We start from the raw sequence: 16,216 nt of genomic DNA, 5'->3' as shown, positions 1-16,216 counted from the left end.
CGGGGTGGACGGGTCTCAGGATGCCGGCTCGGGGTCGACCCCCATGAGCTGCACGAGTTCGGCGGCGGCGCGCTCGACCCGGTCGTTGATCACGGTGTGGTCGAACTCCGGCTCTGCCGCGAGCTCCAGTTTAGCGGTTTCCAGCCGGACCCGCTGTTCGGCCGCCGTCTCGGTGCCCCGGCCGACGAGCCGGGCGACCATCTCGTCCCAGCTGGGCGGGGCGAGGAACACGAAGTTGGCCTCCGGCATGGTGTTGCGGATCTGGCGGGCGCCCTGCAGGTCGATCTCGAGCAGGACGCTGAGCCCGCGCCCGAGGGCCTGCTCCACGGTGGAGCGCAGCGTGCCGTAGCGGTGCGAGTTGTGCACCACGGCCCACTCCAGCAGCTGCCCGTCGCGGGCCATGGCGTCGAACTCCTCGTCGGAGACGAAGAAGTAGTGGGTGCCGTCGATCTCCCCGGGGCGGGGGTCCCGGGTGGTCGCGGACACGGACAGCCACACCTGCGGGTAGTGGTCCCGGACGTAGGTCGAGACCGTGCCCTTGCCCACGGCCGTGGGTCCGGCGAGCACGGTCAGGGACGGGCGCGCGGCGCGGGGCGCGTCGAGGCTCACGGGCATCCTCCTGGGACTGGGGTGTTTCCCCCAATCTAGCGGATCGCGCCCGGGGCCTCGGCGCCCCGCCCGGCTCAGCGGTCCAGATGCTCGATGAGCGCCCTGCGCTGGTGCACGCCGAGCCCGCGCAGCCGCCGGGTGCGGGCGATGCCGATCTCGTCCATGATGGCCGCGGAGCGGACCTTGCCGATGCCGGGGGTGGCCTCGAGCAGGTCCGAGACCTTCAGTCGGCTCACGGCCTCGTCCCGGTCCGCGCGGTCGAGGATCTCGGCGACCGTCATGCGGCGCTCGTGCAGCCCCTTCTTCACGTCGGCGCGCGCCGTCCGTGCCCGGGTGGCCTTCTCTCTCGCGGCGGCTCGCTCCTCGTCGGTCAACGGACGCAGTGCCATGTGGTTCCTCCTCGTCGCCACGGACTGCAGCCCCCGTCCCACGAGAGGACGGACAGCCCGTTTGCTAAAGAAACTACATGAAGATCGATGCTTCGCAAGGCGACACGACCGTGGTGTGACCAGGGGTGTCGTCGCCGGGGAGCCGGCGGGAGGAGGCGCGGGACCACCGCGAGGGCTCAGTCCAGGGCTGCCGCCAGCTCTCCTGCCGAGCGCAGGACCGCCTCCCGCAGCGCAGGCATCTCCGGTCCCCTGCGCAGGATCGCCCGGCTCGAGGCCGCGAGCACCTGCCCGGCCGCGGCGCCGAACACGGCCGGGAGCTCCTCGGCGCGGGCGCCCTGCGCGCCGTAGCCGGGGGCGAGCAGCGGCCCGCGCACGGCCGTCAGGTCGATGCCGAGCTCGGTCAGCGCGCTGCCGACCGTCGCGCCCACCACGAGCCCGCAGGAGCCGAGACCGGCCCGGACGGCAGGCTCTCCCCCGGAACCGCGGAGCCGGTCGTTCTCGGCGGCGGCCGCGGCGCACACGGAGCCGGCCACCGACTCCCGGCCCCCGACGTGCTGGACGGAGCGACCCTCGGGGTTGGAGGTCAGCGCCAGCACGAACGTGCCGCGGCCGGTGCGGGCCGCCAGGTCGAGGGCCGGTCGCAGCGACTCGAAGCCGAGGTAGGGGCTCAGGGTCACGGCGTCCGCCGCGAGCGGGGACCCCTCCCCCAGCCACGCGGCCGCGTAGGCCTCCATCGTGGAGCCGATGTCCCCGCGCTTGGCGTCGGCGACCGTCAGCAGCTCCGCCGAGCGCGCCTGCGCGAGCAGCTCCTCGAGCACGGCGAAGCCGGCGGCGCCGTAGGGCTCGAACAGCGCCACCTGGGGCTTGATCGCGGCGGCGTGCCCGGCGGCGGCCTCCAGGACAGTCAGCGCGAACCGGCGCAGGCCCTCGGCGGAGCGGGGCAGGCCCCACGCGTCCAGCAGGCCGGGGTGCGGGTCGATGCCCACGCACAGGGGCCCGTGCTCGTCCATCGCGGCGCCCAGCCGCGCGCCGAAGGGCGCCCGGCCGGGCGCCGGGGTCACCGGGCCGGGCACCGGGGCGGTGTCCTCAGGCACGCACGGCCTCGGGCTCGTCGGCGCGCAGGAGGGCCTCCAGGCGCTGCTCGTGCTCCTGCAGGCTCGTCACGTCCCACGAGTAGGCGCGCAGCGCGGTGACGGCCTGCAGGGCGGCGCCCAGCACGGAGACCGTGGTCATCAGGGGCACGCCCACGCTGGTGGCCGCGGCGCGGATCTCGTAGCCGTCGCCGCGGGCGGCGCCGCCGGCCGGGGTGTTGAAGATCAGGTCGATCTCCCCGTCGGCGATGAGGTCCACGATGGTCCGCTCCCCGGGGGCCGTCTCGCGGATCTTGCGGACCACGGTGGACTCGATGCCGTTGCGGCGCAGCACGTCCGCGGTGCCGCCGGTGGCGAGGATCTCGAAGCCGAGGTCACGGAACATCCGCACGTAGGCGATCGAGGAGCGCTTGTCCTTGTTGGCCACGGACACGAACATCCGCCCGGACGTGGGCAGGGAGACGTTCGCCGCCGCCTGCGCCTTGGCGAAGGCGGTGTCGAAGTACTTGTCCAGGCCCATGACCTCGCCGGTGGAGCGCATCTCCGGGCCGAGCAGGGAGTCGACCACGGCCCCCTCGGCGGTGCGGAAGCGCGCGAAGGGCAGGACGGCCTCCTTCACGGCCACGGGGGCCGAGGCGGGCAGCGTGGACCCGTCGATGCGCTGCGGCAGGTGGCCCTGGGCCCGCAGCTGGGCGATGGTGGTGCCGGTGCCGATCAGGGCGGCGGCCTTGGCCAGCTGCACGCCCGTGGCCTTGGAGACGAACGGCACGGTGCGGGAGGCCCGCGGGTTGGCCTCGATGACGTAGAGGATGTCGGAGGCCACGGCGAACTGGATGTTGATGAGCCCGCACACGCCCACGCCGCGGGCGATGGCCAGGGTGGCCTCGCGCACGCGCTCGACCACGTCCGGGCCGAGGGTGATGGACGGCAGGGTGCACGCGGAGTCCCCGGAGTGGATGCCGGCCTCCTCGAGGTGCTCCATGACGCCGCCCACGTACAGGTCCGCCCCGTCGTAGAGGGCGTCCACGTCGATCTCGATGGCGTCCTCGAGGAACTTGTCGATCAGCGCGGGCCGCGAGGCGGAGACCTCGGTGGCGTTCTGCAGGTAGCGGGCCAGGGCCGGCTCGTCGTACACGATCTCCATGCCGCGGCCGCCGAGCACGTACGAGGGGCGCACGAGCACCGGGTAGCCGATGTCGTCCGCGATCCGCTTGGCGGCCTCGAAGGTGGACGCCGTGCCGTTCTTCGGCTGGCGCAGCCCGGCCTCGGCGAGCACCCGGGCGAACTCCCCGCGGTCCTCGGCGAGGTCGATGGCCTCCGGGGTGGTGCCGAGGATCGGCACGCCCGCGGCCTTGAGCTGGGCGGCGAGCTTGAGCGGGGTCTGCCCGCCGAGCTGCACGAACACCCCCAGCAGCCCGCCGGTGCGCCGCTCCGTCTCGACGACCTCCATGACGTCCTCGAAGGTCAGCGGTTCGAAGTACAGCCGCGTGGAGACGTCGTAGTCGGTGGAGACGGTCTCCGGGTTGCAGTTGACCATCACGGTCTCGTGCCCGGCCTCGCGCAGCACCATGGAGGCGTGCACGCACGAGTAGTCGAACTCGATGCCCTGCCCGATCCGGTTCGGCCCTGAGCCGAGGATCATGATGGAGGGGCGCTCGTGCCGCCCGACCTCGCTCTCCTCGTCGTAGGAGGAGTAGTGGTACGGGGTGAACGCCTCGAACTCCGCCGCGCACGTGTCCACGGTCTTGAACACGGGGCGGATGCCCAGCGCGTGGCGCACGCCGCGGACCACGTCCTCGGCCAGGTGGGCGAGCTCGCCGATCTGGGCGTCGGAGAAGCCGTGCCGCTTGGCCAGGCGCAGGGTGCGCACCGTGAGGTCGGCGTCCTGGCGCACCACGTCCGCGACCTCGTTGAGCAGCACCAGCTGGTCGAGGAACCAGGGGTCGATGCCCGTGGCCTCGTAGAGCCGCTCCACGGACGCGCCGGCCAGCAGGGCCTGCTGGACCTGCTGGATCCGCTCGGTGGTGGGCGTGCGGGTGGCGTCGACGAGCCGCGCCAGGGCGTCGTCGTCGAGCTCGGGGCGCACGAACGAGAAGCTGGAGCCCTTCTGCTCGAGGGAGCGCATGGCTTTCTGCAGCGCCTCGGTGAAGTTGCGCCCGATCGCCATGGCCTCGCCGACCGACTTCATGGTGGTGGTCAGCGTGGGGTCCGCGGCCGGGAACTTCTCGAACGCGAAGCGCGGGATCTTCACGACGACGTAGTCCAGCGTCGGCTCGAAGGACGCGGGGGTCTTGCGGGTGATGTCGTTGGGGATCTCGTCGAGGGTGTAGCCCAGCGACAGCTTCGTGGCGATCTTGGCGATCGGGAAGCCCGTGGCCTTGGAGGCGAGGGCCGAGGAGCGGGAGACGCGCGGGTTCATCTCGATGACGACGACGCGGCCGGTGTCCGGCTCGATCGCGAACTGGATGTTGCACCCGCCGGTGTCCACGCCGACCTCGCGGATCACGGCGATCGCGATGTCCCGCAGGTTCTGGTACTCGCGGTCGGTCAGCGTCATGGCCGGGGCCACGGTGATCGAGTCCCCGGTGTGCACGCCCACGGGGTCGAAGTTCTCGATGGAGCACACGACCACGACGTTGTCGTGCTTGTCGCGCATCATCTCCAGCTCGTACTCCTTCCAGCCGAGGATGGACTCCTCGAGGAGCACCTCGGAGGTGGGGCTGTACTGGATGCCGGCGCCGGCGATGCGGTGCAGGTCCTCCTCGTCGTAGGCCAGGCCCGAGCCGAGGCCGCCCATCGTGAAGGACGGGCGGACCACCATGGGGTAGCCCAGCTCCTCGGCGGCGGCCAGGGCCTCGGGCATGGAGTGCACGATGACGGAGCGGGCGGACTCGGCGCCGCAGCGCTCCACCACCCCCTTGAACTTCTCGCGGTCCTCGCCCAGGTTGATGGCCTCGACGTTGGCGCCGATCAGCTCCACCCCGTACTTGTCGAGCACTCCGTTGGCGTCGAGGGCGATCGCCGTGTTGAGCGCGGTCTGCCCGCCCAGGGTGGGCAGCAGGGCGTCGGGCCGCTCCTTGGCGATGATCTTCTCCACCACCTCGGGGGTGATGGGCTCCACGTAGGTCGCGTCGGCGAACTCGGGGTCGGTCATGATGGTCGCCGGGTTGGAGTTCACGAGGATGACACGCAGGCCCTCCTCCTTGAGCACCCGGAGGGCCTGCGTGCCCGAGTAGTCGAACTCCGCGGCCTGTCCGATGACGATCGGCCCGGAGCCGATGACCAGAACGCTGGTGAGATCTGTCCTGCGCGGCATGTCAGTTCTGCCCTTCTTCCTGTGCGTTCGGGGTGTCCTCGGAGCTCTGGGCGCCTTGGGCGCCGCCGGGGACGGCGTTGTCGATGGTCGGGTCGGCGCGGCCGTCCCGGTGGCTGTCCATCAGCTCGATGAACCGGCCGAAGAGGTAGGAGGCGTCGTGCGGGCCTGCGGCGGCCTCCGGGTGGTACTGCACCGAGAACGCGGGCAGGTCGAGGCAGTTGAGGCCCTCCACCACGTCGTCGTTGAGGCACACGTGGCTGACCTCGACGCGGCCGAACTCGCCCAGGGGCGCCTCGACCGGGCCGTCCAGGGGCGCGTCCACCGCGAAGCCGTGGTTGTGGGCGGTGATCTCCACGCGCCCGGTCCGCCGGTCCAGGACCGGCTGGTTGATCCCGCGGTGGCCGAAGACCAGCTTGTAGGTGCCGAAGCCCAGGGCCCGGCCGAGCAGCTGGTTGCCGAAGCAGATGCCGAAGAACGGGATCCCGGCGCGCAGCACCTCCCGCAGCGTCTCGATCTGCCGCTCGGCGGTGGCGGGGTCGCCGGGGCCGTTGGAGAAGAACACCCCGCGCGGGGCCAGGGCCCGGATCTGCTCGAAGCCGGTGTCGGCGGGCACCACGTGCACCCGCACCCCGCGCTCGGCGAAGCGGTGCGGGGTCATCGACTTGATGCCGAGGTCCACCGCCACCAGCTCGTGCAGGACCTCGCCGGTCCAGCCGTGCTCGGCGGGCTCCACGACGTAGGCCTCCGGGGCGGAGACGGTCTCGGCGAGCCGGCGCCCCTCCATTCGTTCGGCGGCGCCGACCTCGGCCACGAGCTCGGCGTCGGGGCGCAGCGCGGCGTCCCCGGAGAAGATCCCGCCGCGCATCGCGCCGCGGTCCCGCAGGTGGCGGGTGATGGCCCGGGTGTCGACGTCCTGGATGCCGACGACGCCCTGCGCCACCAGCTGCTCGTCGAGGGACCCCTCGGAGCGCCAGTTGGACGGGCGGCGGGCGGCGTCGCGCACGACGTAGCCGGACACCCAGATCTGCCGGGACTCGGCGTCGGCGGCGTTGACGCCGGTGTTGCCGATGTGCGGGGCGGTCTGCACGACGAGCTGGCCGGCGTAGGACGGGTCGGTGATGGTCTCCTGGTAGCCGGTCATGCCGGTGGAGAACACGGCCTCGCCGAGGGCGGTGCCGAGGGCGCCGTAGGCGCGGCCGCGGAAGACGCGGCCGTCCTCCAGCACGAGCACGGCGGGGTCAGTGGTGATCGAGCTCAAGGTCGTCCTCACGTTCGGGTCTGTGGGTCTGGAAGGCGGGGCGGCGGGTGCCGCCGGCGGGTCAGGAGTGCGGTGCCGGGACGATCGCCTCCACGGCGTCGAGGAGGCGCTGCTTGTCCTCGGCCCGCTGGGTGCGGAAGCCGGTGTCCACCACGGTGGAGCCCAGCCGCCAGGTCAGCACGGCGAGCCCGTCCCGCTCCACGAACTTGCCGACCATGCCGGAGCTGGTGCCCACGGTCACGAGGTCGGCGGCGGGGACGAACAGGCCCGGGGCGCCCTGCCGGTCCAGGAGCACGCCGTCGTCGTGGACCAGGGCCGTCGCCCGGGCGCGCACGCCCAGTCCGTGGGCCGCGATCCGCTCGAGCGGGGCGCCGGTCTCCGTGGTGCTCACGTACATGCCCGGGACCACGAGCCGGGGCTCGCGCTCCTCGATCCCCTCGGGCGGCGCGGCCGGCGCCGCGATCCCCGACTGGCGTCGCACGCGCGTGCGCCAGCCCCGGCGGAGCAGGGCGAAGAGCACGGCGAGGACGATGACCGTGACGAGCACGGTGCTGAGCTGGTCCATGGGACGGGGGCCTCCGGGCGGTGGAAGGGGGTCGGCGCGGTCAGGCGGCGGGGGTCGGGGCGGGGGTGTTGAGAGCCCCCTCGAGGACGGTGGGGTGGCCGCGGAAGAAGGTGGCGCGGACCGCACCGGGCAGCTCCATGCCGCGGTAGGGGCTGTTGCGGCCCTTGGACGCGTGCCGGGCGGGGTCCACCACGGTGGTCGCGGCCGGGTCCCACAGGGTGATGTTCGCGGGCTCGCCCTCCTCGAGGGGCCGGCCCTGGCCCGCGAGGCGCCCGATCCGGGCGGGGGTCGCCGAGGTGATCCGGGCGACGTCGCGCCAGGTCAGCAGGCCGGTGTCGACGAGGCTGAGCTGGACCACGGACAGCGCGGTCTCGAGCCCGGTCATCCCGTTGGCCGCGCAGGACCACTCGCACTCCTTGTCCTCGGCCGGGTGCGGGGCGTGGTCGGTGCCGATCACGTCGATGGTGCCGTCGGCCACGGCTTCGCGCAGGGCGTGCACGTCCTCGTCCGTGCGCAGCGGCGGGTTGACCTTGAACACCGGGTCGAAGCTGCGGACCCGCTCGTCGGTGAGCAGCAGGTGGTGCGGGGTGGCCTCGGCGGTGACGTCGATGCCGCGCTGCTTGGCCCAGCGGACGATGTCTACGGAGCCCCTGGTCGAGAGGTGGCAGATGTGCACGCGGGAGCCGACGTGCTCGGCGAGCAGCACGTCGCGGGCGATGATGGCCTCCTCCGCGACGGCGGGCCAGCCCGTCAGCCCGAGCTCGGCGGACACGGCGCCCTCGTTCATCTGGGCGCCCTCCGTCAGCCGCGGCTCCTGGGCGTGCTGGGCCACGACGCCGTCGAAGCCCTTGACGTACTCCAGGGCCCGGCGCATGAGCACCGGGTCGTGCACGCACATGCCGTCGTCGGAGAACATCCGCACGCCCGCGCGGGACTCGGCCATCGCCATGATCTCGGACAGCCGCTCGCCCTGGAGACCCACGGTCACGGCGCCCACGGGACGGACCTCGACCCAGCCCGCGGAGCGGCCCAGCTCGTGGACCTGCTCCACCACACCGGCGGTGTCCGCCACGGGATCGGAGTTGGCCATCGCGAAGACCGCGGTGTAGCCGCCGAGCGCGGCCGCCCGGGTGCCGGTCTCGACGGTCTCGGCGTCCTCCCGGCCGGGCTCGCGCAGGTGCGTGTGGATGTCCACGAGCCCGGGCAGGGCCACGAGCCCGGCGGCGTCGAGGACCCGGGCGTCGCCCGCGTCCGCGGCGAGGTCGGGGCCGATGCGCCGGATCACGCCGTCCTCGACGAGGATGTCGGCGGTCTGCTCGCCGAGCAGCTGGGCGCCCTGGATGAGGTACGAGGTCACGAGAGGTCAGCGCTCCTGGGGGTGCGGGGTGGAGGTGGGGTCGAGGTCGTCGCCGGAGAGCAGCAGGTAGAGCACCGACATCCGCACGGAGACGCCGTTGCGCACCTGGTCCAGGACCGTGGAGCGCGGGGAGTCCGCCGCGGCGGAGGAGATCTCCAGCCCGCGGTTCATGGGCCCCGGGTGCATGATCGCCGTGGCGGCCCCGGCGGCGTCGAGGGCGGCGACCCGCTCGGGGGTCAGCCCCCACTCCCGGGCGTACTCCTGGGCGGTCGGGAAGAACGCGGCGTGCATCCGCTCCCGCTGCACGCGCAGCATCATCACGGCGTCCGGGGCGGGGTCCAGGGCCTCGTCGAGGGAGAAGACCACCCGGCACGGCCAGTCCGCGATGCCGACGGGCAGCAGGGTGGGCGGGGCCACGAACGTGACCCGGGCGCCCAGGGTGGTGAACAGCCACAGGTCGGAGCGGGCCACCCGGGAGTGCAGGACGTCGCCGACGATCACCACGTGCATGCCCTCGAGGTCGAGCCCGCGGGTGCTCTCGCGGCCCTCGGTGCGGGCACGGTGCTGGCGCAGGGTCATGGCGTCGAGCAGGGCCTGCGTGGGGTGCTCGTGGGTGCCGTCGCCGGCGTTGACCACCGCGGCGTCGATCCAGTCGGACTCCGCGAGCTGTTGCGGGGAGCCGGAGGCCGAGTGCCGGATCACCACGGCGTCGGCGCTCATCGCCGCGAGGGTCTGGGCGGTGTCCTTGAGGGACTCGCCCTTCGAGACCGAGGAGCCCTTGGCGGAGAAGTTGAGGACGTCCGCGGACAGGCGCTTGGCGGCCGTCTCGAAGGAGATGCGGGTGCGGGTCGAGTCCTCGAAGAAGAGGTTGACCACGGTGCGGCCCCGCAGCGCGGGGAGCTTCTTGACGGAGCGCTGGCCCACGGCGGCCATCTGGTCCGCGGTGTCCAGGAACGTCAGGGCGGCGTCGTAGGAGAGGTCCTTCGTGGACAGCAGGTGCCTCATGCGCCGGTTCCCGGCACGGTGGTCTCGATGACCACGCAGTCGGCGTTCTCTGCCGCGCGGGGCTCCGGGTCGGTCTCGGCCAGCCGGACCCGGACCTTCTCCTGGGAGGAGGTGGGCAGGTTCTTGCCCACATGGTCGGCACGGATGGGCAGCTCCCGGTGGCCGCGGTCCACGAGCACGGCGAGGCGGACCACGCGAGGGCGCCCGACGTCCACGAGGGCGTCGAGGGCCGCGCGCACCGTGCGCCCGGAGTACAGGACGTCGTCGACGAGGACCACGGTGCGCCCGTCGATGCCCTGCACGGGGATGCGGGTCGGCTGGGGGGCGCGGGCGGGGTTCTTGCGCAGGTCGTCGCGGAACATTGTGACGTCGAGCTGGCCGAGGCTCGCGGCGGCGTCGAAGCCGGTGTCAGAGGCGGCGATCTTGGCGGCGATCCGCTGGGCCAGCGGATAGCCGCGGCGCGGGATGCCGAGCAGGACGAGGTCCGAGCTGCCCCTGTTGGCCTCGAGGATCTCGTGGGCGATGCGCGTAAGGGCGCGGTCGATGTCGGCTGCCGAGAGGATGACGCGCGCGGCCGCGGGTCCCGTCGAGGGACCGGCCGCGGAGGTGTCGTCGTTCATGGGTGCCGCCTCCTTCCCCGCCTCACAGGACGGACTTAAAGGTTGCTTGCTCGCCCCAAACTAGCACAGCGGCCCTGACGCCCCGGGCCCGGTGTGACGCCCGCCTCCCCCGGCGACCCCGCCCGGGCTAGGCGCTGTGGTCGGTCCGCTCCCACCAGGCGGCGGTGGCCGCGGCGGAGCCGAGGGCGACGAGCACGACGCCCAGGACGCCGCCCGGACCGGCGCCGGCGGCGTCCGGGCCGGCCGTCCCGGCGAGCAGGGCGGGCACGGCCCAGGGGAACCACGCGCCGTGCCCGACCGCGGCGAGCACCTGGGCCACGAGGACGGTGAGGAACAGGACCGCCACGGCGGGCAGGTAGCCCCGGCCCACGCTGGCGGCCAGCCCGTAGGACGCCGCCAGGCCCGCCGAGAGCAGCCCGGTGCCGAGGACACCGCCGGCCCCACGCAGGGCGACGCCGGCCGACCAGCCGGGCAGCCCCAGGGCCGCGCCGAGGGCGAGCACCAGCACGAGGAGGAGCACGGCCAGCGCCGCGCACCAGGCGAGCAGCAGCAGCATCTTGGCCAGGACCACGGCGGTGCGGGAGGTGGGCAGGGCCAGCAGGTCGGTCGTGGTCCGGTCGGAGAACTCCCGGCCGAAGAGCCAGATCGCGGCGGTCCCGAAGATGATCAGCCCGCCCACCGCGACGGTCTGCGCGGTGAGGGCGAAGTACCCCGGCCAGTCCGCGTTGCCGCCGGTGAGCTGCGCCTTGGCGCCGAGCAGCCCCAGCGCCCGGGCCCGGTCGACGTCCTGGAGCACGTACATGAAGAACGCCCCGACCGCGGCCGCGAGGGCCACGGCCCCGGCGGTGGCCCAGGGCACGCGGGAGCGGCGCAGCTTCAGCGCCTCCGCCCCGAGGGCGGCCGCCTGCTCACCGGTCACCGGAGCGCTCTTCCAGGTGCTGCGCGCCCACCAGGCGCAGGAAGTAGGCCTCGAGGTCCTCGCGGACCACCGCGAGGCCGGTGGGGGGCACGCCGCCGTGGACGAGGGCGGCGGACACGGCGTCCGGGCGGTCCGCGGCCCGGGCGTCGCCGAGCACGACCGCGGGCCCCGCGCGGTGCGCGTCGTAGCCGGCGGCGGCCAGGACCCGCACCGCCCGGGCGTCGTCGCGGGTGCTGAGCTCCAGGTGGCGGCGGACCCGGTCGGGCAGGGCGGCCGTGGCGAACTCGTCGAGCAGCCCGCCCCGGTGCAGGACGCCGATCCGGGTGGCGAGGCGGGCGACCTCGCCCAGGATGTGGCTGGAGAGCAGCACGGCGGTGCCGTGCTCGCGGGCGAGGCACTCGAGCAGGGTGCGGACCTCGACGACGCCGGCCGGGTCCAGTCCGTTGACGGGCTCGTCCAGGACCAGCAGGGACGGGCGGTGCAGCACGGCCCGGGCCAGGGCCAGGCGCTGCAGGTTGCCCCGGGACAGGACGCGGGCGCGGCGGTCGGCGTGCTCGCCCAGCCCGAAGAGCTCCACGGCGTCCTGCACCGCGCTCGGCGACCGCAGCCGGCGCAGCCGGCGGGCGACCTCCAGGTTCTCGCGCACGGTCAGCTCCGGGTAGGCGGAGGCGGTCTCCACGAGGTAGCCAACCTCCGCCCAGACCGACCGGTCGCCGCGCCCGCGGCCGAGGACCGTGACGGTCCCGGCCGAAGGCCGGACCATGCCGAGGACCGTCCGCATGACGGTGGTCTTGCCGGCGCCGTTGAGGCCCAGCAGCGCGTAGACCTCCCCCGGGCGGACCTCGAAGGTGACGCGGTCGACCGCGCGCACGGTCCCGTAGTGCTTCGAGACGCCCTGCAGGCGCAGCGCGGGAGCTGTCATGCGGACCTCCCCGGGACGCACGGTCGTGGTCCCGGAATGGTAGCGCCCCGGGCGGGGTCCGGAAGCCCCGTCAGCCGAGCAGGGTCGGCTTCATCTGCTGCAGCCGGCCCAGCAGGCCGTTGACGAAGCGCGGGGAGTCGTCGCCCGCGAGCTCCTTGGCGAGGCTCACGGCCTCGGCCACGGCGACCCCGTCCGGGACGTCGTCGTTGAACAGCAGCTCCCAGGCCCCCACGCGCAGCACGTTGCGGTCCACCGCGGGCATCCGCTCGAGGGTCCAGCCCTGGGAGTACGTCTCGAGGTACTCGTCGAGCTCACCGCGGCGCATCGTGACGCCGAGCACGAGCTCCTCGGCGTACGGGGAGACCTGCGAGTCGCTGTGCATCCGGCGCCGCTCCATGACCTCGCGGGCGTCCTCGGAACGCTGCTCGGCCTCGAAGAGGATCTCCACGGCGCGCCGGCGCGCCTTGCCCCGGGCGCTCACTCGTTGACGCGGCCCAGGTAGTCACCCGTGCGGGTGTCGACCTTGACCTTGGTGCCCTGCTCGAGGAACAGCGGCACCTGGATCTGGTAGCCGGTCTCCACGGTGGCGGGCTTGGTACCGCCGGTGGAACGGTCGCCCTGCAGGCCCGGCTCGGTGTAGGTGATCTCGAGGACCACGGACGCGGGAAGCTCGATGTACAGCGGGGCCCCCTCGTGCAGCGCGATGGTCGCGTTGAGGTTCTCGAGCATGAAGTTGGCGGCGTCGCCCACCACCTCACCGGGGACGGTGATCTGGTCGTAGGTCTTGTTGTCCATGAAGACGTAGTCGGCGCCGTCCTGGTACAGGTACTGGTACTCGCTGCGGTCCACCGTGGCGGTCTCGATCTTGGCGCCGGCGTTGAAGGTCTTGTCGACGACCTTCCCGGAGGTGATGTTGCGCATCTTGGTGCGCACGAACGCCCCGCCCTTGCCCGGCTTCACGTGCTGGAACTCGATCACGTTCCAAAGGTTGCCCTCCAGCTTCAGGACGGTGCCGTTCTTGATGTCGTTGGTGGTAGCCACAGGTTCTCTCTCTGGTTGTCTGCGAAGTCGGCAGGTCGGCGCGGACAGGGGGTGTCGTCCCGGACCGCGGACCAGTCTAGCTGGGCGCGCCCTCGGCGATCTCCTGGTAGCTCGCGAAGAGGATCGCGGGGTCGGGGACCTCGAGCACGCGGGGCCGGCCGACGGCGTCGAGGACGACGAAGCGCAGCAGATTCCCGCGCGTCTTCTTGTCCCGCTTCATGACCTCCAGCAGCCGCGGCCACTGGTCCCACCGGTACGCGGTCGGCAGGCCGAGGGAGGCGAGGATGCTGCGGTGGCGCTCGACGACGTCGTCGGCCAGGTTCCCGGCGGTGCGGGCGAGCTCGGCGGCGAAGACCAGCCCCACCGAGACCGCGGCGCCGTGGCGCCACTGGTAGCGCTCATTGTGCTCGATCGCGTGGCCGAGGGTGTGCCCGTAGTTGAGCATCTCCCGGCGGCCGGCCTCGCGCAGGTCGCCGGAGACGATCTCGGCCTTGACCCGGATGCTGCGCTCCACGAGCTCGCGGACCACCTCGGACTGCGAGTCGCGCACCGCCTCCGGGTGGGCCTCGATCAGCTCGAGGATCCGCTCGTCGGCGATGAAGCCGCACTTGACGACCTCCGCCATGCCGGTGAGCAGCTCGTTCTCGGGCAGCGTCCGCAGCGTGTCGAGGTCGCAGAGCACGGCCGCGGGCGGGTGGAAGGCGCCCACGAGGTTCTTGCCCTCGGCCGTGTTGATCCCGGTCTTGCCGCCCACGGCGGCGTCGACCATGCCGAGCAGGGTGGTGGGCACGTGCACCACGCGCACGCCGCGCAGCCACGTGGCGGCCACGAACCCCGCGAGGTCGGAGACCGCTCCCCCGCCCACGGACACGATCGCGTCCGAGCGGGTGAAGTCGTTCTGCCCGAGGACCTGCCAGCAGAAGGACGCCACCTGGACGTGCTTGCCCTCCTCGGCGTCGGGGATCTCGGCGGTGAACGCCTGGTAGCCCTGTCCGCGCAGCTCCTCCATGACCACGTCGCCGGTGCTGCGCAGCGCCCGCGGGTGGATGACGAGCACGCGCTGGACCCGGTCGCCGAGCACGCGGGGGACCTCGCCGAGCAGCTCGTGGCCCACGAGGACGTCGTAGTTCTCGGCCGGGCGCTCCCCGGTGACGGGGATGGTCGTGACGGTGCGGGGAGCGGACTCGCTCATGCCTGGGCCTCCTGGGTGCTGTCGGTGGTGCCGCCGGCGCTCCGCGCGGAGCGCAGGCGGGTGAGCTCCGCCTCGAGGTCGGCGCCGATCTCGGCGACGGGCCGGTCTCCGCGGCCGTCGAGGGTGATGTCGGCGAGCTCCTCGTAGCAGGCACGCCGGGACTCGTAGAGCTCCTGCCAGCGCCGCTCCGGGTCCGGCTGGAGCATGGGGCGGGTCCGGTTGCCGCTGATCCGGGGCAGCACGGTCTCCGTGTCCACCTCGAGGTAGGCGACGAGCTCGTGGCGCAGCAGCTCGCGGGTGGACGGGGTCATGGGGGCGCCGCCGCCCACGGAGAAGATCGCGTTGGCGTGGTCCGGGTCCCGCAGGATCTCGGCCACGGTGTCCGCCTCGAGGTCGCGGAAGTACTTCTCGCCGTGCTCCGCGAAGATCTTCGAGATCACGCCGTACCGGGAGACGATGACCTGGTCGGCGTCCACGAAGTCGTAGCCGTAGAACTTGGACATGTGCAGGGCCAGGAAGGACTTCCCGGCGGCCATGGGCCCGATCAGCACCACGGGCCGCTGCGGGGTCTCGGCGGCGTCGGCCGGGGCGGGGAACTGCGCGTTCACGCCTGGGCCTCCCCGGGCTCGGTGGGCGCCGCGGTCTCGGCGGGGGCCACGAGGGGGTCACCCATGTGGTCGTCGCGCGCCGCGGCGGCGTCGTCCCCGAAGGCCCCGAGCTCGCCGGCGGAGTGCAGGGACTCCGGGATCGCGGCGAGGTAGGCGTCCTTGTTGCGGGCGGTCTCGGTGATCGAGTCCCCGCCGAACTTCTCCGTCACGGCGTCGGCGAGCACGAGGGCGACCATCGCCTCGGCGACCACGCCGGCGGCGGGCACGGCGCAGACGTCCGAGCGCTGGTGGTGGGCGCGGGCGGCCTCGCCGGTGGCGACGTCGACGGTGCGCAGCGCCTTCGGCACGGTGGCGATCGGCTTCATGGCCGCGCGCACGCGCAGGACGTCACCGATGGACATGCCGCCCTCGATCCCGCCGGCGCGGTTGCTCACGCGGCGCACGACGCCGTCGGCGCCGCGGGAGATCTCGTCGTGGGCCTCGGAGCCGGGCCGGGCGGCGGTCAGGAAGCCGTCCCCGACCTCGACGCCCTTGATGGCCTGGATGCCCATCAGGGCCCCGGCCAGGCGCGAGTCGAGCCGCCGGTCCCAGTGCACGTACGAGCCGAGCCCCGGGGGCAGCCCGTAGGCGAGGACCTCGACGACGCCGCCGAGGGTCTCACCGTCCTTGTGGGCGGCGTCCACCGCCGTCACCATGGACTCCGCCGCGGCGGGGTCGAAGCAGCGCAGGGGGTCGGCGTCGAGGGCGGTGACGTCGGAGGGCAGCGGGCGCGGGGCGTCCACCGGGGCGCTGACGGCGCCCACGGCCGTGGTGTGGGAGACGAGCTGCACGCCCACGGCCTCGAGGATCTTCGCGGCGACGGCGCCGAGGGCCACGCGCGTAGCCGTCTCCCGGGCGCTGGCGCGCTCGAGCACGGGCCGCGCCTCGTCGAAGCCGTACTTCTGCATGCCGGTGAGGTCCGCGTGGCCGGGGCGGGGGCGGGTCAGGGGGGCGTTGCGGGCGCGGCCCGCGAGCACCTCCGGGTCCACGGGGTCCGCGGACATCACCTCGCGCCACTTGGGCCACTCGGTGTTGGCGATCTCGATCGCCACCGGTCCGCCCTGGGTCACGCCGTGGCGCACGCCGCCGAGCAGGCGCACCTGGTCCTGCTCGAACTTCATCCGCGCGCCGCGCCCGTAGCCGAGCCGGCGGCGGGCCAGGGCGTCGCGGACGTCCTGGCTGGTCAGGCTTACCCCCGCCGGGACGCCCTCGATGATCCCGACGAGCGCCTCGCCGTGCGACTCGCCGGCCGTGAGCCAACGCAACATAACAACTCTTTCCGTTC

General features: G+C 73.3%; 16 protein-coding genes. All 16 read right to left on the bottom strand.

Features of this window, described 5'->3' with window-relative positions; all coding sequences use genetic code 11:
* Window positions 1-15 precede the first annotated feature (15 nt).
* A complete protein-coding gene (gene gmk, locus RF647_RS06255; RefSeq protein ID WP_368810978.1) occupies window positions 16-615 on the bottom strand; it encodes a guanylate kinase in 600 nt (199 codons plus the stop codon).
* A 68-nt stretch (window positions 616-683) separates the two neighbouring features.
* A complete protein-coding gene (gene mihF, locus RF647_RS06250; protein ID WP_368810977.1) occupies window positions 684-998 on the bottom strand; it encodes an integration host factor, actinobacterial type in 315 nt (104 codons plus the stop codon).
* A 176-nt stretch (window positions 999-1,174) separates the two neighbouring features.
* Entirely contained in the window at window positions 1,175-2,092 is a 918-nt protein-coding gene (pyrF, locus tag RF647_RS06245) for an orotidine-5'-phosphate decarboxylase (protein WP_368810975.1), read from the bottom strand.
* Complete coding sequence (gene carB / locus RF647_RS06240) at window positions 2,085-5,405, bottom strand: carbamoyl-phosphate synthase large subunit (RefSeq protein WP_368810974.1); 3,321 nt, start codon at window positions 5,403-5,405, stop codon at window positions 2,085-2,087. The genes pyrF and carB overlap by 8 nt, the downstream gene beginning before the upstream one ends.
* 1 nt (window position 5,406) lies before the next feature.
* A complete protein-coding gene (gene carA / locus RF647_RS06235) occupies window positions 5,407-6,663 on the bottom strand; it encodes a glutamine-hydrolyzing carbamoyl-phosphate synthase small subunit (protein ID WP_368810973.1) in 1,257 nt (418 codons plus the stop codon).
* Window positions 6,664-6,724: 61 nt separating this feature from the next.
* Window positions 6,725-7,228, bottom strand: coding sequence for an ABC transporter permease (locus RF647_RS06230; protein WP_368810972.1), 504 nt, complete (start codon window positions 7,226-7,228; stop codon window positions 6,725-6,727).
* A gap of 40 nt (window positions 7,229-7,268) precedes the next feature.
* Window positions 7,269-8,585: a dihydroorotase gene (locus RF647_RS06225; protein ID WP_368810971.1), complete on the bottom strand. Its 1,317-nt coding sequence runs from the start codon at window positions 8,583-8,585 to the stop codon at window positions 7,269-7,271.
* Between the two features lie 6 nt (window positions 8,586-8,591).
* Complete coding sequence (locus tag RF647_RS06220) at window positions 8,592-9,590, bottom strand: aspartate carbamoyltransferase catalytic subunit (protein ID WP_017832301.1); 999 nt, start codon at window positions 9,588-9,590, stop codon at window positions 8,592-8,594.
* Window positions 9,587-10,210 (bottom strand): bifunctional pyr operon transcriptional regulator/uracil phosphoribosyltransferase PyrR, encoded by a 624-nt coding sequence (pyrR, locus tag RF647_RS06215; protein WP_017832300.1) that lies wholly within the window; start codon window positions 10,208-10,210, stop codon window positions 9,587-9,589. Before pyrR ends, RF647_RS06220 begins: the two co-directional genes overlap by 4 nt.
* A gap of 127 nt (window positions 10,211-10,337) precedes the next feature.
* Entirely contained in the window at window positions 10,338-11,129 is a 792-nt protein-coding gene (locus RF647_RS06210) for an ABC transporter permease (protein ID WP_368810970.1), read from the bottom strand.
* Window positions 11,119-12,051 (bottom strand): ABC transporter ATP-binding protein, encoded by a 933-nt coding sequence (locus RF647_RS06205; RefSeq protein WP_368810969.1) that lies wholly within the window; start codon window positions 12,049-12,051, stop codon window positions 11,119-11,121. The genes RF647_RS06210 and RF647_RS06205 overlap by 11 nt, the downstream gene beginning before the upstream one ends.
* Before the next feature lie 70 nt (window positions 12,052-12,121).
* The gene (nusB, locus tag RF647_RS06200; RefSeq protein ID WP_031282389.1) at window positions 12,122-12,532 is read right to left on the bottom strand and encodes a transcription antitermination factor NusB; all 411 of its coding nucleotides are present in this window, start codon (window positions 12,530-12,532) and stop codon (window positions 12,122-12,124) included.
* On the bottom strand, window positions 12,529-13,092 hold the full coding sequence (efp, locus tag RF647_RS06195; RefSeq protein WP_133410212.1) for an elongation factor P: 564 nt from the start codon (window positions 13,090-13,092) through the stop codon (window positions 12,529-12,531). Before efp ends, nusB begins: the two co-directional genes overlap by 4 nt.
* 76 nt (window positions 13,093-13,168) lie before the next feature.
* On the bottom strand, window positions 13,169-14,284 hold the full coding sequence (aroB, locus tag RF647_RS06190) for a 3-dehydroquinate synthase (protein WP_368810968.1): 1,116 nt from the start codon (window positions 14,282-14,284) through the stop codon (window positions 13,169-13,171).
* Window positions 14,281-14,892 (bottom strand): shikimate kinase, encoded by a 612-nt coding sequence (locus tag RF647_RS06185; RefSeq protein WP_368810967.1) that lies wholly within the window; start codon window positions 14,890-14,892, stop codon window positions 14,281-14,283. The genes aroB and RF647_RS06185 overlap by 4 nt, the downstream gene beginning before the upstream one ends.
* Window positions 14,889-16,199, bottom strand: a complete 1,311-nt coding sequence (aroC, locus tag RF647_RS06180; RefSeq protein WP_368810966.1) for a chorismate synthase — start codon at window positions 16,197-16,199, stop codon at window positions 14,889-14,891. Before aroC ends, RF647_RS06185 begins: the two co-directional genes overlap by 4 nt.
* Window positions 16,200-16,216: the final 17 nt, after the last annotated feature.

The organism is Kocuria sp. CPCC 205263 (assembly GCF_040981075.1).
Lineage (GTDB): Bacteria > Actinomycetota > Actinomycetes > Actinomycetales > Micrococcaceae > Kocuria > Kocuria rosea.
Note: the sequence above shows the minus strand (reverse complement) of the source record. Positions and strands in the feature narration are given on the sequence as shown.